Source organism: Mesorhizobium sp. M0715 (assembly GCF_040320355.1).
GTDB lineage: Bacteria > Pseudomonadota > Alphaproteobacteria > Rhizobiales > Rhizobiaceae > Mesorhizobium.
On record NZ_JAMYPL010000006.1, the window covers coordinates 43,157 to 62,360 of the forward strand.

A 19,204-nucleotide genomic window follows, 5' to 3' on the forward strand; every position below is an offset into this window, starting at 1 on the left:
CTCTAACAGCCAGCTCCCGCATGGGGGCTGGCTCCACAAGGAGTCCTAGCCATTCTCTCCTTCCTTGTCCGGCGTGTCTCGCTGTCGCTCGTCACGCTGTTCCTGCTCAGCATCATGGTGTTCCTGGGCGGCCAGGTGCTGCCCGGCAATGTCGGGCGCGCAATATTGGGTCCGTTCGCAGACCAGCGCGCGGTCGACACGCTCAATCACACGCTCGGTGTCGATCGTCCGCTGCTGGCGCAGTATTGGAGCTGGATCTCCAATTTCGTCCAGGGCGACATGGGCACGTCCTACATCTTCCGCTCGCCGGTCGCGCCTTTCGTCATCGATGCGCTCGGCAATTCGATGAAGCTGGCGGCGGTCGCCTTCGTTCTGGTGGTGCCGATCGGCATTCTCGGCGGCGTCATTGCAGCGCTCAACCTCAACCGGCCGCTCGATCGCATCATCAGCCTTGGCGGCCTGTCGGTGACGGTGCTGCCGGAATTCGTCACCGGCATCATCCTGATCCTGATCTTCGGCGTGTGGCTGCGCTGGCTGCCGATCTCGGCCGCATGGCCGCGCGATGCCGGCTTCTTCACGCAGCTCTATTACCTGATCCTGCCCTCGCTGCCGCTGTTCCTGGTGCTGTTCGGCTACATCGCCCGCATGGCACGCTCCGGCATGATCGAGGCGCTCGATTCCGACTACACGCGAACGGCCGTGCTGAAGGGCCTGCCCTGGCGCACGGTGATCTGGCGGCATGTGCTGCGCAACGCGCTGCTGCCGACCATCACTGTCATCGCGACGCAGACCGGCTACCTCATCGGCGGCCTTGTCGTCATCGAAACGCTGTTTCGCTATCAGGGAATCGGGTCGCTGATCTTCACCGCCGCGCGCGGCAAGGATTTCCCGATGCTGGAGTCGGGCATCCTCACCATCGGCATTGTCTATGCCGTGGCCACCCTTGTCGCCGACTTCCTCTATTCCGTGCTCAATCCGCGTATCCGTCTGGGGTCAGATCAATGAGCGCCGTCCAAACCAGCTCTCCGACACCAGACGACACGCGCCGGCGCGGCCCGCTGGCGGAGGTCTTTTTCTCGCTGTTGCGCTCCCGAACATTCCTTGTTGGTTTCGCCATCGTGCTGTTCTGGGTTGCCTGTGCGCTGTTCGGCGAGCATTTCGCACCTTATGATCCACTTGCGGACGACATCATCAACGCGCTGGCGCCGCCCTCTTCCGAACACTGGTTCGGCACCGACCAGATCGGCCGCGACGTCTTCTCGCGCGTCATCGTCGGTTCGCGCGACATCCTGACCGTCGCACCGCTGGCAACCTTGCTGGCGACAGTGGCCGGCACGGCGCTCGGCCTCCTTACCGGCTATTTTCGCGGTCTCGTCGACGATGTCGTCAGCCGCATCCTGGAAGCCTTCATGGCGATCCCGGTGGTCATCGTCGCGCTGCTGGCCATCGTTGCGCTCGGCACCTCGAAGACGACCGTCATCGTCGTCATCGGCCTGAGCTTCGCGCCGATCATCGCGCGCACCGTGCGCTCGGCGGTGCTGGCCGAGCGCGAACTCGACTATGTCGCCGCCGCACAGCTTCGGCATGAAAGTGCGCTGCATACAATGTTCGTCGAGATCCTGCCCAACGTCATCCCGCCGATCCTGGTCGAAACCACCGTGCGGCTCGGCTATGCCATTTTCGCCGTCGCCACGCTCTCCTTCATGGGCTTTGGCATCCAGCCGCCCTCGCCCGACTGGGGGCTGTCGATCTCCAACAATTACGGCATGATCGGCGGCGGCTTCTGGTGGACGGTGCTGTTCGATGCGCTCGCCATCGCTTCGCTGGTGATCGGCGTCAATCTGGCGGCCGACGGCGTTCACGGAGCGCTCAATGACTAACTCCGCCAAGGCCGGAAACGCACTCGAACTCACCGATCTTTCGGTTGCCTACCGCGTCGCCGGCCGCAATCGCGCCGTGCTGCGCAACCTCAGCCTCAGCATCGGCCAGGGCGAAGCCTACGGTCTGGTCGGCGAATCCGGTTGCGGCAAGTCGACAGTGGCGCTCACTGTCGTGCGTTATCTTCCTAGAAACGGTTCGATCACCGGCGGCGCCATCTCCCTCGATGGCCAGAATGTGATGAAGCTGGACGCCGAGGCGCTCAGGCGGGCGCGCGCGGAAAGCGTCTCCATGGTCTATCAGGACCCGGGCAAGGCGCTGAATCCGTCGATCCGCGTCGGCCGTCAGCTGACCGAGATTTTTGAACTCGGCGGCATTTCGGGACAAGCGGCCACCGACCGGGCGATTGCGATGCTGAACCGCGTGCGCATCTCCGACCCCGTCAGCGTCATGCAGCGCTACCCGCACCAGCTTTCCGGCGGCATGCAGCAACGCGTGGCGATTGCCATGGCGCTGGCCAACGATCCGTCGATGCTGATCCTCGACGAGCCGACCACCGGCCTCGATGCGACGGTGGAGGCCGAAGTGCTCGACCTGATCGCACAGCTCAGGCAGGAACTGTCGGCCTCTATCCTGTTCATCAGCCACAACCTCGCGGTCGTTTCCAACATGTGCGACCGGGTTGGCGTGCTCTATGCCGGCATGCTGGTCGAGGAAGGGCCGACGGAGGTCGTGTTCAACGATCCGCGCCATCCCTACACGGTGGCGCTGCTGCGCTGCCTGCCGCGCGGTGGCCAGCGCAAGGATCAGGGCCGCCTCGACACCATTCCGGGGTTTCTGCCCGGCATCGGGGCCGACATCAAGGGCTGCGCCTTCGCCGACCGCTGCGCGCTCGCCGACGACCGTTGCCGCACCGAATTGCCGCCGCTCTATGATCTGAGTGACGAACGCGGGAGGCGCTTGTCACGCTGCCACTATCACGACAAGGCGCAAGCGTTGCCGCGTGCGACACCGAGCGATGTGGCGCCGGCGCCAAAGGTGGCAGCAGCACCGGTGCTGCGCGTCGCCGGGCTGAACAAGACCTATGCCAGCCACGGCCATGCACTGCGCGCCGTCAAGGACGTCTCGCTTGATCTCAGACCCGGCGAGACGCTCGGGCTGGTCGGCGAGTCCGGCAGCGGCAAGACGACCTTTGCCAGGCTGCTGCTCGGCCTGGTGCCGCCAGACGCAGGCGGCACCATCGAGCTGGAAGGCAAGGCGCTGGCGCCACGGCTGGAGAACCGCAGCGACGACCAGATCAAGGCGATGCAGATCGTCTTCCAGAATCCGGATTCCGCACTCAACCGCTCGCATTCGATCCGCCACCTGATCGGCCGCGCGCTGAAGCGGCTGGCGGGCCTCTCCGGCAAGGCGCTGGAGGCTCGTCTCAACGACCTCGTCCGCTCGGTGCGGCTCACAGACCGGCATCTTGCCGTCAAGCCACGCCAGCTTTCGGGCGGCCTGAAGCAGCGCGTTGCCATCGCGCGCGCCTTCGCTGGCGATCCGCGCATCGTCGTCTGCGACGAGCCGACCTCGGCGCTCGACGTGTCGGTACAGGCAGCGATCCTCAATCTGCTCGCCGACCTGCAATCCAAGGAAGACGTCAGCTACATCTTCATCTCGCACGACCTTGCCGTGGTGCGTTACCTCTCCGACAAGATCGCCGTACTTTATCTCGGCCGCATCATGGAACTAGGACCGTCGGAAGACGTCTTTTCCGGCCCGCATCATCCCTATACCGAAGCGCTGCTGTCGGCCGTGCCCAAACTCGACCAGACCGAGACGGCGCGTATTCGTCTCGATGGCGAAATCCCCAGCGCCACCAACCCGCCGTCGGGCTGCGTGTTCCACACGCGTTGCCCGCGCAAGATCGGCCCGATCTGCGAACAGCAGGAGCCGCCACTCAGCGAAGCCCAGCCCGGCCATTCGATCCGCTGCCACATTCCTTACGCCGAACTGGCTAGGCTGCAGAGGGCGGTCGCAACCGAGCCGGCATAGCGCTGTCGCTCGCGTGGCTTGGCCGGTCAGATCTGCCCGGCCATGCCGAGGGAACGGTCACCTTCCGAAAAGCCCTGAACTTCAGCCCAGTCCCTGGCCAGCGTGCGCAGCCCGGTGAGCGCGACATCCAGGACATCCGAAGACACGGGATTCGAGGGATAGGCGAGGTAGATTGGCCGCTGGAATACCGGTGTGTTGTCGATGCGCCGCATCTCACCGCGCTCGATATGGCCGCTGACGGCGCTGAGCGGCAGATAGGCGGCGGCTTGCTGCGACAGGACATGCTGGAGGCCGATGAAGACCAGCCCGGCCGATATGGCCGGCTTGACCATGCCGGCAAAGGCGCGGTCGTGCTCGATGCGGAATTCCAGTCCCCAGTCCATCAGGATATAGTTTTCGGTCCATGGCTTGGTCTGTGCGGCGTGCTGGACGAGCACGACCTGATCGACGGCCAGCGTCTCGTAGACAATGCCGGGATGCGGTCGCGGAAGATAGAGGATGCAGATGTCGAGCAGGCCTTCTGCCAGCTGGTCGATCGCCAGATCCGGGAAACTGCCTTCAAGCCGCAGCGCCACGTTCGGCCGCCTGGCGCGCATCCACTCGACCCAGGGCGAGGTGATGCGGTCCCAGAGATAGGCCGGCGCGGTCAGCCGCAGCAAGGTTTCGTAGCCATCGGGAACGGCGATATCCTGCCGTGATTGCTCCCAGGTGCGGGTGATGGACGATGCGTGCGGCAGGAATTGCCGGCCGGCCGGCGTCAGCGTGACGCCATCGCGGTCGCGCACGAACAGCCGGCGTCCCAACTGATCCTCCAGTCCCCTGATCCGCGCACTGACCGTGGACTGGGCGAGGTTGAGCCGGCTGGCCGCGACGGTAAAGCTGCCATGGGTGGCGACTTCGAGAAAGCTGCGCAGATTCTCAGTGTCCATACCCACCTCTTGCATCGAAAATTTCGATGACCCCTATCAAAAAATATCGCTTTCCGGCGGCAGTCAACAATGAACTAGATGACTGAATCCCAAGACAAGCGAGGAATCCAGCCATGCCCAAGCATTTCCGGATGATCGACAACGCTCGCAGAACGCTCACTGCAATCGAAAATTCCGCTGTCGACGAATTGCTGGCCGGCAGGATGGGCCGGCGCGACTTCCTGCGCCATGGCAGCGTGCTTGGCCTCTCCCTGCCGTTCCTGGGCAGCCTTGTCGCAGCAGTTGGCTTCGGTACACAGCAGGCACGCGCCGAGGGCAAGCCGGGCGGCACGGTGCGCGCCGGCGTGGCGACGCCGGGCGGCGCCATCGATCCCGTCACCTACTATGACAGCGGCAGCTATCAGCTGGTTTTCCAGACCGCCGAGTTTCTCTGCATCACGCAGCCGGACCTCACCTTGAAGCCGGTGCTGGCGGAAAGCTGGGCGCCGAACGAGGACGGCAGCATCTGGACCTTCAAGCTGCGCAAGGGCGTGAAATTCCACAATGGCGAGGACTTCAAGGCCGACGACGTCGTCGCAACCTTCGATCGGCTGGCCGACCCCAACGGTGCCTCCAACGCGCTGTCGGTGTTCAAGGGGCTGCTGTCGAAGGGCGGCACCCGGAAGGTCGACGACCACACCGTCGCCTTCCATCTCGATGCGCCGAATGGCAGCTTTCCCTATTCGGTGTCGATCGACAACTATAACGCCGTCATCCTGCCGGCGAGCTACAAGGGCGACTACGAAAAGACGTTTGAAGGCACCGGGCCGTTCCGGCTGGAGACCTACACGCCGAAGGTCGGCGCGACCTTCATCCGCAACCCAGACTATTGGGGTGAGAAAGCGCTGCCCGACCGGCTCGAGTTCAAGTTCTACGGTGACGTGCAACCGCGCATCCTGGCGCTGCAGGCGGGCGAGGTCGACATTCTCGATGCTGTTCCGCTCGATGTCAGCCAGGTCGTGCTGAACAGTCCTGATATCACCGTGTTGCGTGTCGCTTCGACCGCGCACCGCCAGCTTCACATGCGCTGCGACACCGGCCCGTTCACCGACAAGCGCGTACGCCAGGCGCTGGCGCTGTGCATCGACCGCTCCAAGCTGGTCGACGGCTTGTGCCGCGGCATGGCGGCGACCGGGAATGACAGCCCGTTCGCGCCGGCCTTCCCTGCGACCGACAAGTCGGTGCCGCAACGCGTCCAGGAGATCGCCAAGGCCAAGCAGTTGCTCGAGGCGGCGGGTCTCGCCGAAGGCTTCGACATCACGCTGACCACGCTGCGCTATTCCGACATTCCGGGCTATGCGCAATTGTTCCAGAATTTCGCCAAGGAAATCGGTGCCCGCATCTCGCTCAACATCGAGGACCAGGACAAATATTACGGCAAGGCGGTGTTCGGCCAGTCGGACTGGCTGGACAGCCCGCTCGGCATTACCGATTACGCGCATCGCAGCGTGCCGAACGTGTTTCTCAAGAGCCCGCTGGTCAGCGACGGCCCGTGGAACGCGGCGCATTTCAAGAGCCCGGCCTATGACGGCATGGTCACCAGCTATCTCAAGGCGCTCGATGTCGGCGCGCAGCGCGCCGCCGCCTCCGACATCCAGAAACTGCTGCTCGACGAGACGCCTGTCATCTTCAGCTATTTCCCCGATCTGCTGGTGCCGGTGCGCAAGAATGTCAGCGGCCTGCCGCCGATCGCGGCCGGCCTGCTGCTCGACCGCGTGTCGTTGAGCTGATCGTGCCCCAACGCCCGATGACAAAAGAAACAAAACGGGAGACTACCATTCGCAAGCCTCATTTGCGCGGCCGTGGGCCGCATTTTCCCTTGCTGGACACCCTCGTGCAGTATGAATTCGAGCCGGGCTACATAGCCTTCACCATGCCGACGCAGAAGCGACTGCGTGTGCAGGTGGGGTCGATGACCGTGGCCGATACGACCAATGCCTTGGTGTTCTACGAATCCGATCACCTGCCGGTCTACTATTTCCCGATCGGCGACGTTCGCGAGGAATTCCTGCTGCCGAGCAAGACCACGACAGAGGATCCGTTCAAGGGCACAGCCACCCACTACTCGCTCAACACCGGCATCACGCTGGTCGAGGACGCGGCCTGGCGCTATCTCGATCCGGTCAAGGGCTGTCCGCCTATATCGGACTACATGTCGTTCACCTGGAGCAAGATGGGCCACTGGTTCGAGGAGGACGAGGAGATCTTCGTCCACGCCCGCGATCCGTTCCGCCGGATCGACTGCCTGCCGTCGTCGCGGCGCGTGCAGGTCATCCTCGACGGCGAACAGGTCGCCGATTCACGCCGCGGCGTGTTCCTGTTCGAGACCGGCCATCCGGTGCGCCACTATCTGCCGATCGCCGACACGCGGCTCGATATGTTCGCGCCCAGCCGCTACATCTCGCGTTGTCCTTACAAGGGCATCTCCAGCTATTATCACGTGACGACGAAGGCCAAACGTCACGAGAACCTCGTCTGGTATTATCCGGAACCGGTGCACGAGGCAGAGCGCATCAAGGGGCTGGTCTGCTTCCACCACGAACTGGTCGACAAGATCCTGGTCGACGGCGTCGAAATCCCGAAGGAAGCCACGGCCGCGTCGAGCGGTTATTTCTGAGCATCGACGCCGCCTGCGCGCGGGCGCTTGATCGAAACACGGCTCAGCCATACCCTCTCCGAGGCAGGGAGGGCACTCGATGGATCTTTTCAAGCTGGATGGCGATGTCGCGCTGGTCACCGGCGCCGGTAGCGGCATCGGCCAGGCAATCGCGATCGGGCTCGCCGAGGCAGGTGCCGACGTCGCCTGTTTCGGCCATACATCGAAGGGTGGGCTGGACGAGACCGCGCACCGAATCGCGGCACTCGGCCGCAAAGCGCTGGTGCTGACCGGTACAGTGACATCGCAGAGCGATCTCGCGGCTGCGATCGATCGCGTTGAAAGCGAACTCGGTGCGCTCACCGTCGCCGTCAACAATGCCGGCATTGCCGGCTCCGAACCCGCCGAGACGATGCCGCTGGAGACATGGCAGAAGGTTCACGACGTCAATGTCGCCGGCGTGTTCCTGTCCTGTCAGGCCGAAGCGCGCAAGATGTTGGTGCGAGGCAAGGGCTCGATCATCAACATCGCCTCGATGTCGGGCACCATCGTCAACCGCGGCCTGACGCAGGCGCACTACAACTCTTCGAAGGCCGCCGTCATCCACATGTCGAAGAGCTTCGCCATGGAGTGGGCCGATCGCGGCCTGCGCGTCAATGTCGTCAGCCCGGGCTACACGCTGACGCCGATGAACAAGCGGCCGGAGGTGGCGGAAGAGGTGAAGATCTTCAAGCGCGACACGCCGATGGGGCGCATGGCGGCGCCGGAGGAAATGGTCGGGCCGACGGTGTTCCTCGCCAGCCGCGCAGCGAGCTTCGTCACCGGCCTCGACCTGATTGTCGATGGCGGCTACGTCTGCTGGTAAGAGCTCAGCTTCGCCTGCAGTCTGAATTTGTACGTCTCGCGAAGCGTTAGTCGTTGCACGACATGAACCTTGGTATATATAATTTCATCCTATGAAACGGCCTTGGCGCGATGGGGCTTACCAGGCGGGTAGCCGAGATCATAGGACCTTGATGGCTCGCACCTTGCAGGGCGCCGCAGGACTGGCAATCGATCCGCGGATGACCGCTCCCTCAGCGATCCGTCGGCACTCATGACGCCGACACTCCAATCCTATCCCATCATCACCGAAATTGAGCACCATCTTGCCTGCGCTGGCCAAAGCCGGGGCAATAATTTGGCGCCGACGGCCTTGCGCAAAGACCAGCCTTTCCAACACAATCAAGAAAAGCCGCAAGAAGGGAACGAACGATAATTTTCACAGCTTGAAGGAGAACAAGCATGTCACTTCGCAGTGTGATTTCGAACTTAACAATGGGAGCCTTCGCGCTTGCCGCCGCAAGTGCGCTTACATCACCGGCTTACGCAGCCGCGCCGGAATCGAACGACCCGATCAAGATCGCGCTGTTCGACTGGACCAGCGTCAACCTGAACGCCAAGATCCTCGGCGGCATCCTGGAAAAGCTCGGCTACACCGTCGAGTATCCGACCGCCGACTACCTCTCCAGCCTGACCACAGGCCTCACCAATGGCGATCTCGATGTCGGCATGGAATTCTGGGACACGACCGCCGGCGAGGCCATGAAGGCCTCCGATGCGACAGGCCAGACCGAACGGCTGGGCAAGCTCGGCCCGAAGGCCAAGGAAGAATGGTGGTTTCCCGAATACATGAAGGAGAAGTGCCCCGGCCTACCCAATTGGGAAGCGCTGAAGGACCCGAAATGCGCCGAAGCCTTCTCGACGGCCGAGACCGCACCGAAGGGGCGCTATCTCGGCGGCCCGGTGACCTGGGAAGGCTTTGACGACGAGCGCGTCGAGGCACTGAAGCTGCCCTTTACCGTCATCCATGCCGGCACCGACGCGGCGATGTTCGCCGAACTGGACTCGGCCTATCAGCGCAAGGCGCCGATCATGCTGTGGATCTATTCGCCGCACTGGGCGCCGGCCAAGTACAAGGGCGAGTGGGTGGAATTCCCCGAATACACGCCCGAGTGCTACAACGACCCGAAATGGGGCACCAATCCCGACGCCAAATATGATTGCGGCAAGCCGCATGGCGAGATCTGGAAGTACTCCTGGTCCGGCATGAAGGACAAATGGCCGGTCGCCTACAAGGTGGCCAAGGCCTACACGGTCGACACCGACGAACTCAACAAGATGAGCGGCGAGATCGATCTCGGCGGCAAGACGCCGGAAGATGTCGCCGCAGCCTGGATCGCCGCCCACGAGGCCGACTGGAAAGCCTGGGCGCAGTGATCGTTCCAACTGGAAAAATGAGACCCGGCTGCTTGATCAGCCGGGTCTCAATTCTTGATGTTCCAGAAGGACGTTTGAATGACGGACAAGACTGAACGGGAGCCAAACGTGGTGGGCACGCCAAAGGATGCCCGTCCGATAAAGCTCGCCTGCCGCAACGTCTGGAAGCTGTTCGGATCGAACGCGGCCAACTTCATCCGCGAACGCGACGGCAAGGCCAGCATGGCAGACGTCACTGCTGCCGGGCTGGTCGGCGCGGTGCGCGCCGTCGACCTCGAAATCCGCCAGGGCGAGATTTTCATCATCATGGGCCTGTCGGGCTCCGGCAAGTCGACGCTGGTCCGCTGCATGTCGCGGCTGGTCGAGCCGACCCATGGCAAGGTCGAATTCGAAGGCAATGACCTCCTGAAAATCTCCGATGCAGCACTCATCGAATTGCGGCGGCACCGCATGGGCATGGTGTTCCAGAACTTTGCCCTGCTGCCGCATCTCAACGTGCTGGAGAACATCGCCTTCCCGCTCGGCATCCAGGGTCAGGACCGGGCGACACGCGAAGCGCGGGCGCGCGAGGTCATCGAACTTGTCGGCCTGCGTGGCCGCGAGCATTTCTATCCGCGCGAGCTGTCCGGCGGCCAGCAGCAGCGTGTCGGCATCGCCCGGAGCCTGGCGACAAAACCGGAAATCTGGTTCCTCGACGAGCCGTTCTCGGCGCTCGATCCGCTGATCCGCCGCGAAATGCAGGACGAGCTGATGCGGCTGCAGACCATGCTGCACAAGACCATCGTCTTCATCACCCATGATTTCGACGAGGCCATCCGGCTGGCCGACCGCATCGCCATCATGAAGGATGGCGAGGTCATCCAGATCGGCACGCCGGAGGAGCTGGTGGTCAATCCGGCGACCGACTATGTCGCCGAGTTCACCCGGGACGTCGACCGCGCCAAGGTTATTTCAGCACGCAGCCTGATGCGCGCCTGCGACGGCTCGGAACATGGCGGCACCGTTGCCCCGGATGCCAAGATCGCCAGCTTCTCGGCCGGCATCGTTGCCGCCAACAAGCCGTTCGCGGTGGTCAACGGCACCGGCAAGCCGATCGGCGAGGTGACGCCGCAAGCGGTGATCGATCTGCTGGCCGGCATCGATCGCTCAAGGGTCGGCGCATGACGGTGACAGCAAGCGCCAGCGAGGCAAGGCCACGGCCGATTCAGGTATGGCTGCTGATCTGGGCGGCAGCGCTTACCGTTGTGCTTGTCGTGCTCCTGCTGCAGGATCGCCTGCCCTGGGCCGTCAATTATCCGGCCAGCGCCGTCGTGCCGGTCGCCGATTGGGTCAGCGCGCTGATGCGCTGGATCAAGTCGAACCTGTCCTGGTTGACCCGCTCGATCACCGCTGTGCTCGGCGTTCCCCTCGATTTCGCGCTCAATCTGTTGGCCAAGAATTTCAAGATCGGCCACGGCGCTGACGCCTATATCCTGCCGCGCCTGTCCTGGGTCGGCGTCTGCGCCGCCGCCTTCCTCGCCGGTCATGCCGTTGGCGGCAGAAAACTCAGTCTGCTGGTAGGCGGCTGCTTCCTCTACATCGCCCTGTTCGGCCAATGGACCAGTGCCATGCTGACGCTGGCGCTGATTTCCATCGCGGTGCCGTTCTGCATCGTCACCGGCCTGTTCGCCGGCATCTGGGCGTGGCGCAAGCCATGGGCGGAAAGGCTTGTCGTCTCCCCTGCCCTTGACCTGATGCAGACGATCCCGACTTTCGCCTATCTTATCCCGATGCTGCTGCTGTTCGGCAACAGCCCGGTGTCGGCGATGATCGCGACCGCCATCTTCGCCACGCCGCCGATGGTGCGGGCAACGATGCTCGGCCTGTCGCGTGTACCCTCGGAAATCGACGATTTCAGTGAGATGGCCGGCTGCACGGCGCGGCAGAAATTGTGGCGGGTGCTCTTACCCTCGGCGCGGCCGACACTGATGATCGGCGTCAACCAGGTTATCATGCTGGCGCTGAACATGGTGATCATCGCTTCGATGATCGGCGCCGGTGGCCTCGGCTACGACGTGCTTCTGGCGCTGCGCGCGCTGAAGGTCGGCGAAGCGATGGAAGCCGGTCTTGCCATCGTCGCGCTCGCCATCGCGCTCGACCGGCTGAGCCAGGCCATCGCGCACAGCCAAGCAAAGGGCCATGTCCATCAGGAGGCAAGCCTCGGCCTCTGGCGGCGCTACCCCAATCTGACACTGGCCATCGCCATCCTTGTCATCACCACGCTGCTTGGCCTGTTCGTGCCGGCCTTCGCGGCAGTGCCGAAAGCGATCACCTTCACCACCGCGCCGCTATGGAGGGCAGCGGTGAACTGGGTGACGATCAATTTCTTCGACACGATCGAAGCGTTTCGCGTGGCGCTCATCCTCAATGTGCTGAACCCGCTGCGTGCCTTCTGCGAAGGCTTTCCCTGGCTGGGTGCCGTCTTCCTGCTTGGCCTCGCCGGCTACCAGCTTAGCGGCTTCCGCCTGGCCATATTGGTCGCCGCATTGACCGCCTTCTGTGCCGTCACCGGGCTGTGGGAAAAGACCATGGCGACGGTCTATCTCTGCGGCATCTCGGCCTTCATCGCCTGCCTTATCGGCATCCCCATCGGCCTGATGGCCGCGCGCAGCGACCGCTTCGAAAAGATCGTCACGCCTGTCATCGATACGCTGCAGGTGCTGCCGTCCTTCTGCTTCATCATTCCGGTGGTGATGCTGTTTCGGGTCGGCGACGTCACTGCGATGATCGCCACCGTCGCCTTCGCCGTGGTGCCGGCGATCCGCTACACCAATCACGGCATCAGGCAGGTGCCGCCGGCGCTGATCGAAGCGGCGAAGGTGTCGGGCTGCACGCCGCGCCAGACCTTCTTTCGCGTGCAACTGCCGCTGGCGCTGCCGGAGATCATGCTGGGCGTCAACCAGACGATCCTGATGGCACTGGCGATGATCATCATCTGCGCCATGGTCGGCACGCGCGATCTCGGCCAGGAAGTGTTCATTGCGCTGTCCAAGGCCGATTCCGGTCGTGGTATCGTTGCGGGCTTGGCCATCGCCTTCATCGGCATCGTCGCCGACCGGCTGTTCAATGCCTGGACGGCGAAGGCCAGGGCAAGGCTGGGATAGAAGCCGGATGTCCGAGCCGGGCGAGCCACCCTTCGCCGTCCTCGTTTTCGATATGGCCAGAACCGGCGAGCCGGACGGCGAGCACCTGATATCCGGCTTCGGCACGCTGGAGGCGGCGACGAACTATGCGATCGCGCGGGTCCGCGCCTCGGTGGAGGAACTGCGAAAGCCCGGCATCGCGGCAGCGGAGTTGCGAAAGCTCTGGCACCTCTACGGCGAAGACTGCCCGGTATTGAGCAGCCCGGTGCGCGGCAGCGATCTTCTCGACGAGTTCATCGCGACGCCGGCGACACCTGCCGAATGCGACTGGCCGGCGCTGGCGCCAAGGCTGCGCCGTTTTCGCGCCACTCTGCTGATCTCCAACGACACCAACGAATCCGTCTGGTGCGGCGGCTTCTTCCGCGCGACCTACAGGCTGTCGGGGCAAGGCCTGCTCGAGCGATTCCATGAGGACGCCGTTGCCGCCTTCAAAGCCAAGGGCATCGCGCCTGATGTGCCGACAAAAATTCATGTCGCCAATTACTTCGAGCTTCCCGACCCGCCCTACCCACCACCAGGCGCAACGCTGCGATCCTGGAAGGTCGAGGTCGGTTTCGTCTGCCACCATGTGAAATTCGGCGGCGACGCCGCCGGCGTCTTCGCCTGGCCGGAAGAGCCGACCGACTGGGCGCTCAGAACCATGCAGTTCCTGCTGATGGCCGACACGATGGCGATGCGCGGCGATGGCCCCGACTGGGCCAACGACTGCGACGTGTTGTCGGTCAAGGTGACGGAGACCGATGCTGCTCCCGACTATCCGCTGGATTGAGTAAAGCTGAACCGCCCAACCCTGCAAAGGAGAGAGTGATGACAGGCCGGACAGCTCGCTGCACCTGCGGCCAATTGCAGATCCGATGCCCGCAAGAGTCGGCCAAGGTCTCGCTTTGCCATTGCCTGGACTGTCAGCGACGGACCGGCAGTCCGTTCGGGATCGCCGCCTTCTTCGATGCCGCCGCGATCGAGATCAGCGGCTCATTCCAGACATACCAACGTGATTCCGACAGCGGCTTTCCCGTCACCTTCCATTTCTGCGGAACGTGCGGCTCGACGGTTTTCTGGTATCCATCGCGGAGACCCGCAGCGGTGGCCGTTGCCGTCGGCTGTTTCGGCGACCCGTCATTCCCGGAGCCGACACAGTCTGTCTACGGCAAGAGTCGCCACGGCTGGGTCGCGGTGCCGGCCTGAAGGCAAGCCCACCCGCTATTCCGCCGCGACCCCCTTCACCTCGAGATAGCTCTCCATCGAATCGTCCAGTGCCTGCAGCCAGGGCGTATGATGCAGTGGCGCCATGGTGCCGGTCATCAGCGAGCGATAGGCGTGGTCGCGGAAGCTCATGATGTCTTCGCCCTTGTGGTGCTCCCACTCCATGAAGGTCTGGTTGACCGCCTCGACGTCGAAACCGGGATAGTCGGTCTGATCCATCAATTCCTTGGTGTAGTCGCCCTGGAACCAGATCATCTGCTCGGCGTCTTCGAGCGTTTCCTCACGCGCGCGCCACTTCGCGCCGTGCTCGGTCATCGCCTCGGCGGACGGCAGCTTGATGCGGCCCATGATGACGTCGCGCGCGAACCAGGCCTGCGCGTCGAACATGTTGAAGGTGTAGAACTGGTCCTGCATGCCTATGAAGGACAGTTTCGGGTTCTTCTCCCAGACGACGCCCTCATAGAGCCCGTCCGGCCACATGCGGTTGGCGGTCTTCAGCTTCAGTTCTTCGGTGAGGAACGGGAAGGAGTGCAAATAGCCGGTGCACAGGATGATGGCATCGACATCCCTAGTGGTGCCATCCTTGAAATGCGCGGTCTTGCCCACAACCTTCTGCAGCAGCGGCACCTCTTTCCAATTGTCCGGCCATTTGAAGCCCATCGGCTTCGAGCGGTAGCTGGAGGTGATGGATTTGGCGCCGTATTTGTAGCACTGCGAGCCGATGTCCTCGGCCGAATAGGAGCGGCCGATGATCAGGATATCCTTGCCCTTGAACTCCATCGCGTCGCGAAAATCATGGCTGTGCAGGATGCGGCCGTTGAAGGTGGAAAAGCCTTCGAAATAGGGCACGTTGGGCACCGAGAAATGCCCGGAAGCGACGACGACATTGTCGAACTCTTCGGAGTAGGTGACATCGTTGGTGCGGTCATGCGCGGTGACGGTGAATTTCTTCGTCTCGTCGGAAAACGTCACCATGCGCACCGGGCTGTTAAAGCGCACCCATTTGCGCAGGCCGGATTTTTCGACGCGGCCCTTGATGTAGTCCCACAGCACCGCGCGCGGCGGATAGGAGCCGATCGGCCGGCCGAAATGCTCCTCAAATGTGTAGTCAGCAAATTCCAGGCATTCCTTCGGTCCGTTCGACCAGAGGTAGCGGTACATCGAGCCGTGCACCGGGTCACCATGTTCGTCGAGACCTGTACGCCAGGTGTAATTCCACAGGCCGCCCCAGTCGGACTGCTTTTCGAAGCAGACGATCTCTGGAATATCGGCGCCCTTGTCGGCCGCCGATTTGAAGGCCCTGAGCTGTGCCAGGCCGGATGGTCCGGCTCCGATGACGGCAACGCGACTTTTCATTGCAGGCCTCCCGATCTGAATTCGACTTTTGTTTTGGCGCAACTCCGGACGGAAAACCGTTTCACACTTTTCCTGGAATTGCTCTTACGAAACAAATTTCACTCACAGGACAGTAATTGGCCCTTTCGTGCTGTCAACAGCCCGGTGTTGAAACAAGGTTCCGCGCGGGCGGATTTCCGCAAAAAACCGATTGTGGCCAAACGCCGGATCGTGCGCGGGCGCCTTCAGGCGACTTGCCGTCGCGGTTGCGCTGCTGTATCGGCACCTGACATGTTCACCTAGAGTGAAATAAATCTCAGGAGTGCCGGGGGCGACATGGCGAAGAAAACTTCCGATTCCAAGGCTGGTCCTGCAGCCGCAAAGGCCAAGCCGCTGCCAAAGGTCTCGGCCGACGGCAAAACCATCCGCGCGCCGCTGACGCAGAACCCGCATGCCATTCGCGACACCCGCGAAAAAGTGCTGGAGGTGGCGATCGGCCGCGAGGTGCGGGCCTTCCGCAAGAAGCTCGGTATCACCGTCGCCGATCTGGCGGTCGCCACCGACATTTCGCTGGGCATGCTGTCGAAGATCGAGAACGGCATCACCTCGCCGTCGCTGACCACTTTGCAGGCGCTGTCGCGCGCGCTCGGCGTCCCCGTCACAGCCTTCTTCCGCCGCTTCGAGGAAGAGCGCAGCGCCGTCTTCGTCAAGGCCGGCCAAGGCCTCGATGTCGAGCGCCGCGGCACCCGCGCCGGCCACCAGTACAATCTGCTCGGTCATATCGGCTCCAACACCAGCGGCGTCGTCGTCGAACCCTATCTGATCACGCTGACCGAGGATTCCGACGTGTTCCCCACCTTCCAGCATGAGGGCATGGAGTTCCTCTACATGCTCGAAGGCGAGGTCGTTTACCGGCACGGCAGCAACCTCTACCCGATGAAGCCCGGCGACAGCCTGTTCTTCGACGCCGATGCGCCGCACGGACCCGAGCAACTGACGAAGCTGCCGATGCGGTATTTGTCGATTATTTGCTATCCGCAGAGCGCGGGGTGAGACGCTTGGGTTCCTCGCCCCCACGACAGTGGGGGAGAGGAACCCAGGTCTTGAGAGGGCCGGCGCAAACAGGCGCGGGCGCTTCAATCCGGCCCAAACCCCGGTGATGTCGCACTGCCATCATCCAGCTTCGACAGCCACTCGACCAGCGTCGGGCGGAAGCGCGTCAGGCCCTTGTAGTTGGCGAGTTCGTCGGGCAGGTCGCGGATGACGCGGTGCAGGCGCCGGGCCCATTTCGGCTGCGTCACCAACTCGTCCATCTTGATCAGATAGCAACGGATCGGGAAGACGATGCCGTTCGAGCGCGGCAAGCGCCAAAAACTCTGCAGCTCGACCCGCAGATGCACCTTGTCGCCGACATTCTCCGGCGTCACCGTGGTGCGGTCCGGACCCCATTTGTGGTAGTTTTCGGGGCTGGTGTCGAGGCGCGGATTGATCGTCATCGTCCAGTTCAGGCGCCGCGCCGGCTTGCCTTGCTGGATGTTGGTGAGGAATTTCAGCGCCCTGACGAAAATCCCCTTCTCATGCGCCAGCGGCACCGGCGCGTGCCACTCGAAGAAGTTCATGCCGATGTCGAAATCGAGCGACCAGTCGGCCTGGGTGGTGACCATGCCGGCATCCATCCACAGATTGCCGTCGCGCTGGTCGAGGATGCAGAAATCGCCCTGGCTCTGCCGCGTGATGTACTCCATCGGCCCGTAAGGCAGCGTCGAGGTGTCGCCGAAGGTAAAGGTGTCGTCGATGCCGAGCGGCCGGTTGATCCAGCGCCAGCGGTCGCCGTCGCGGGTCAGCGTGAAATGCTCGGGATAACCCAGCGCCTGCTGTTCCATCAAAAGCTCGAGCAGGTCCCAGCCGGCCAGCGTCATATGCGGCAGCGACTGGCAGCGCAGCGGATCCTCGGCCAGCACCAGAGCGCGGTCCTGCATCTCGGCGACATAGTGCTCGTCGACGTCGATCAGGTTCTCCAGCACGCTGCCCCTGGGCCCGACGACATGCGGCTCGATGTTGACCGCATACATGTAGGCGTCTTCGTGGAATGGGAACGGGAAGCGCCTGATGTGCTCAGGGCTGTTCTTGAAGGTGAAGTCGTCGCGGAACGTTTCCTTGCGAAAGGTAATGCCCATGATCTTCTCCTACCGTTCCAGGACCAGCGACCGGCCTTCGAAGCGCGACACGCACGGCATGATCTTCTTGCCCGAACGGTGCTCTTCCTCGCTCAGCCAGTGGTCGTTGTGGATGAACCTGCCGTCGCAAGAGACGACGTTGGTCTCGCACTGGCCGCAGACGCCGCCGCGGCAGAGATAGGGCGGATCGACGCCGGCCGCCTCGATCGCCTCGAGCAGGCTCTGCTGTTCGTCGACGCGGATCGCCTTGCCGCTGACGGCAAGCGTCACGTCGAACGCCAGTCCGGGTTGAGGTGCCGCGAAATGCTCGAAATGCACGGTTTCCGCCGGCCAGCCGAGGCTTGCCGCACGATCGCGCACCCAGTTGATCATCCCGGCCGGACCGCAGACATAGAGATGCGTGCCGAGCGGCTGCGTCGACAGCAACCGGTCGAGTTCGATGCGCTCCTCAAGGTCGTCATGATAGAGCCTGACCCGGCGGTCGTAGCGCTCGCGCAGCACATCGGCATAGGTACCGAGCGATGCGGTGCGGCAGGTGTAGTGCAGTTCGAAATTGCCGCCTTCCGCCGCAAGCTGAGCGGTCTGCGCCATGAACGGCGTGATGCCGATGCCGCCGGCCAGCATCAGATGCTTTTTGGCGCGCAGGTCGAGCGAGAACAGGTTGACGGGGTAGCTGACCACCATCTCCATGCCGGGCTTGACGCTCCGGTGCATGAACAGCGAGCCGCCACGGCCGACATCGTCGCGGCGTACCGAGATCGTGTATTCGCGCGTGTCGAGCGGCGAGCCCATCAGCGAATAGGGATTGAGCCTGGTGCGTTCGCCGTCGCGCATCTCGACCACGACATGGGCGCCGCCGGAAAAGTCGGCAAAAGCTGCCCGTCGCGCCGGCGAAAATGGAAGCGGGTGACGAGGTCGTTGACCGGGACGACGTCGCTGACAACGACATCGAGTTTTGTTGTTCCGGTGCTCATCGAAAAATCTCCTCCATCGGAGGAATCTCCGAGCGATCTTCCGCATTGATGCAGACGCCCTGGAAGGCTGCGATGCGCCTGGAATAATGGTCGCGCACCAGAAGCAGCAGGCCGCAATGCGCGCAGGTCGCCGGCTGCGTCGTCACATTCTCCGTGATGCCCTTGCAATGGACGCATTGCATGCGGCGCGCCAGCGAGCCGCGGTGCTCGGTCTGGATCGAGGTGTGGTCGATGCCGGCTTCAAGCGCCACCTGCATTGCCTGGCCGATCAGGCCCTCGGTGCCCGAGAGATAGAGGCGCAGGCCCATATGCGCGTTGGCCAGTGTCTGCCGGAGCCGTGGCAGCAGGCTGGCAAAGGACGGCGCCTGGTGGAACTGTGCCGGCTTCAACGCTTCGAGCGCGACGGTGTGTTTGCCGTCCGGCCCAGGAATGAAGACGATTTCGGCGTCGTCGAAAAACGCGGGGGGCGCCCTCACGGCCATCTCCGCTATTGCCAGCGCCCCTTCCGCGTCCGCGATGAAAAGATGATGCTTGCCGGGTTGCGGAGACAAATTTCCGTAAACCGGCCGGCTGATGATGCTTTTGGCTGCCATTT

Annotated in this window: 16 protein-coding genes and 1 pseudogene; 12 read left to right on the forward strand and 5 right to left on the reverse strand. The window is 63.1% G+C overall.

What is annotated here, in order from left to right; translation table 11 throughout:
• The first annotated feature begins 51 nt into the window (after positions 1-51).
• The 3 genes from NKI21_RS09400 to NKI21_RS09410 are packed head-to-tail and all read left to right on the forward strand — an operon-like array spanning position 52 to position 3,915.
• Complete coding sequence (locus tag NKI21_RS09400) at positions 52-1,005, forward strand: ABC transporter permease (RefSeq protein ID WP_352440115.1); 954 nt, start codon at positions 52-54, stop codon at positions 1,003-1,005.
• On the forward strand, positions 1,002-1,880 hold the full coding sequence (locus NKI21_RS09405; RefSeq protein WP_352440023.1) for an ABC transporter permease: 879 nt from the start codon (positions 1,002-1,004) through the stop codon (positions 1,878-1,880). The genes NKI21_RS09400 and NKI21_RS09405 overlap by 4 nt, the downstream gene beginning before the upstream one ends.
• Entirely contained in the window at positions 1,873-3,915 is a 2,043-nt protein-coding gene (locus tag NKI21_RS09410) for a dipeptide ABC transporter ATP-binding protein (RefSeq protein WP_352440024.1), read from the forward strand. Before NKI21_RS09405 ends, NKI21_RS09410 begins: the two co-directional genes overlap by 8 nt.
• Positions 3,916-3,941: 26 nt before the next feature.
• Here the strand turns inward: NKI21_RS09410 and NKI21_RS09415 are convergent, their stop codons facing one another.
• A complete protein-coding gene (locus NKI21_RS09415) occupies positions 3,942-4,844 on the reverse strand; it encodes a LysR family transcriptional regulator (protein WP_023808720.1) in 903 nt (300 codons plus the stop codon).
• A gap of 113 nt (positions 4,845-4,957) precedes the next feature.
• On the opposite strand from NKI21_RS09415, the gene NKI21_RS09420 reads away from it, so the two are divergent.
• The 8 genes from NKI21_RS09420 (at position 4,958) to NKI21_RS09455 (ending at position 14,105) form a co-directional block, all read left to right on the forward strand.
• Positions 4,958-6,613 carry an ABC transporter substrate-binding protein gene (locus NKI21_RS09420; RefSeq protein ID WP_023808721.1) on the forward strand — a complete coding sequence of 552 codons (1,656 nt, stop codon included), beginning with the start codon at positions 4,958-4,960 and terminating at the stop codon, positions 6,611-6,613.
• An 89-nt stretch (positions 6,614-6,702) separates the two neighbouring features.
• Positions 6,703-7,500, forward strand: a complete 798-nt coding sequence (locus NKI21_RS09425; protein WP_245273042.1) for a DUF427 domain-containing protein — start codon at positions 6,703-6,705, stop codon at positions 7,498-7,500.
• A gap of 79 nt (positions 7,501-7,579) precedes the next feature.
• Entirely contained in the window at positions 7,580-8,344 is a 765-nt protein-coding gene (locus NKI21_RS09430; protein WP_127291028.1) for an SDR family oxidoreductase, read from the forward strand.
• A 419-nt stretch (positions 8,345-8,763) separates the two neighbouring features.
• Complete coding sequence (locus tag NKI21_RS09435) at positions 8,764-9,738, forward strand: ABC transporter substrate-binding protein (protein WP_127291030.1); 975 nt, start codon at positions 8,764-8,766, stop codon at positions 9,736-9,738.
• 78 nt (positions 9,739-9,816) lie between these two features.
• Positions 9,817-10,902 carry a quaternary amine ABC transporter ATP-binding protein gene (locus NKI21_RS09440; RefSeq protein WP_352440025.1) on the forward strand — a complete coding sequence of 362 codons (1,086 nt, stop codon included), beginning with the start codon at positions 9,817-9,819 and terminating at the stop codon, positions 10,900-10,902.
• Positions 10,899-12,881, forward strand: coding sequence for an ABC transporter permease (locus NKI21_RS09445; RefSeq protein WP_352440026.1), 1,983 nt, complete (start codon positions 10,899-10,901; stop codon positions 12,879-12,881). Before NKI21_RS09440 ends, NKI21_RS09445 begins: the two co-directional genes overlap by 4 nt.
• Positions 12,882-12,888: 7 nt before the next feature.
• Positions 12,889-13,689 (forward strand): hypothetical protein, encoded by an 801-nt coding sequence (locus NKI21_RS09450; protein WP_352440027.1) that lies wholly within the window; start codon positions 12,889-12,891, stop codon positions 13,687-13,689.
• A 38-nt stretch (positions 13,690-13,727) separates the two neighbouring features.
• On the forward strand, positions 13,728-14,105 hold the full coding sequence (locus NKI21_RS09455; RefSeq protein ID WP_352772238.1) for a GFA family protein: 378 nt from the start codon (positions 13,728-13,730) through the stop codon (positions 14,103-14,105).
• A 15-nt stretch (positions 14,106-14,120) separates the two neighbouring features.
• Here NKI21_RS09455 and NKI21_RS09460 read toward each other — a convergent pair whose 3' ends face one another.
• Entirely contained in the window at positions 14,121-15,479 is a 1,359-nt protein-coding gene (locus tag NKI21_RS09460) for a trimethylamine monooxygenase (RefSeq protein WP_352440028.1), read from the reverse strand.
• 315 nt (positions 15,480-15,794) lie between these two features.
• Here NKI21_RS09460 and NKI21_RS09465 point away from each other — a divergent pair, with 315 nt between their 5' ends.
• Complete coding sequence (locus tag NKI21_RS09465) at positions 15,795-16,511, forward strand: helix-turn-helix domain-containing protein (RefSeq protein ID WP_183444659.1); 717 nt, start codon at positions 15,795-15,797, stop codon at positions 16,509-16,511.
• A gap of 83 nt (positions 16,512-16,594) precedes the next feature.
• On the opposite strand, the gene NKI21_RS09470 is transcribed toward NKI21_RS09465, so the two are convergent.
• The 3 genes and pseudogenes from NKI21_RS09470 to NKI21_RS09480 all read right to left on the reverse strand — a co-directional run bounded on the left by NKI21_RS09470 (position 16,595) and on the right by NKI21_RS09480 (position 19,202).
• Complete coding sequence (locus NKI21_RS09470; RefSeq protein ID WP_352440029.1) at positions 16,595-17,635, reverse strand: heme-dependent oxidative N-demethylase family protein; 1,041 nt, start codon at positions 17,633-17,635, stop codon at positions 16,595-16,597.
• 9 nt (positions 17,636-17,644) lie between these two features.
• Positions 17,645-18,609: pseudogene (locus tag NKI21_RS09475) on the reverse strand (PDR/VanB family oxidoreductase).
• Positions 18,606-19,202 (reverse strand): dimethylamine monooxygenase subunit DmmA family protein, encoded by a 597-nt coding sequence (locus NKI21_RS09480; protein ID WP_352440031.1) that lies wholly within the window; start codon positions 19,200-19,202, stop codon positions 18,606-18,608. Before NKI21_RS09480 ends, NKI21_RS09475 begins: the two are co-directional and overlap by 4 nt.
• Between the last annotated feature and the right edge of the window lie 2 nt (positions 19,203-19,204).

What these genes read in the sequence shown, in the direction of transcription:
- NKI21_RS09470 (WP_352440029.1), bottom strand. Translation starts at nt 17,635, where the DNA reads ATGGGCATTACCTTTCGCAAGGAAACGTTCCGCGACGACTTCACCTTC.
- NKI21_RS09455 (WP_352772238.1), top strand. Translation starts at nt 13,728, where the DNA reads ATGACAGGCCGGACAGCTCGCTGCACCTGCGGCCAATTGCAGATCCGA.
- NKI21_RS09435 (WP_127291030.1), top strand. Translation starts at nt 8,764, where the DNA reads ATGTCACTTCGCAGTGTGATTTCGAACTTAACAATGGGAGCCTTCGCG.
- NKI21_RS09465 (WP_183444659.1), top strand. Translation starts at nt 15,795, where the DNA reads ATGGCGAAGAAAACTTCCGATTCCAAGGCTGGTCCTGCAGCCGCAAAG.
- NKI21_RS09440 (WP_352440025.1), top strand. Translation starts at nt 9,817, where the DNA reads ATGACGGACAAGACTGAACGGGAGCCAAACGTGGTGGGCACGCCAAAG.
- NKI21_RS09460 (WP_352440028.1), bottom strand. Translation starts at nt 15,479, where the DNA reads ATGAAAAGTCGCGTTGCCGTCATCGGAGCCGGACCATCCGGCCTGGCA.
- NKI21_RS09415 (WP_023808720.1), bottom strand. Translation starts at nt 4,844, where the DNA reads ATGGACACTGAGAATCTGCGCAGCTTTCTCGAAGTCGCCACCCATGGC.
- NKI21_RS09410 (WP_352440024.1), top strand. Translation starts at nt 1,873, where the DNA reads ATGACTAACTCCGCCAAGGCCGGAAACGCACTCGAACTCACCGATCTT.
- NKI21_RS09430 (WP_127291028.1), top strand. Translation starts at nt 7,580, where the DNA reads ATGGATCTTTTCAAGCTGGATGGCGATGTCGCGCTGGTCACCGGCGCC.
- NKI21_RS09405 (WP_352440023.1), top strand. Translation starts at nt 1,002, where the DNA reads ATGAGCGCCGTCCAAACCAGCTCTCCGACACCAGACGACACGCGCCGG.
- NKI21_RS09445 (WP_352440026.1), top strand. Translation starts at nt 10,899, where the DNA reads ATGACGGTGACAGCAAGCGCCAGCGAGGCAAGGCCACGGCCGATTCAG.
- NKI21_RS09480 (WP_352440031.1), bottom strand. Translation starts at nt 19,202, where the DNA reads ATGGCAGCCAAAAGCATCATCAGCCGGCCGGTTTACGGAAATTTGTCT.
- NKI21_RS09420 (WP_023808721.1), top strand. Translation starts at nt 4,958, where the DNA reads ATGCCCAAGCATTTCCGGATGATCGACAACGCTCGCAGAACGCTCACT.
- NKI21_RS09450 (WP_352440027.1), top strand. Translation starts at nt 12,889, where the DNA reads ATGTCCGAGCCGGGCGAGCCACCCTTCGCCGTCCTCGTTTTCGATATG.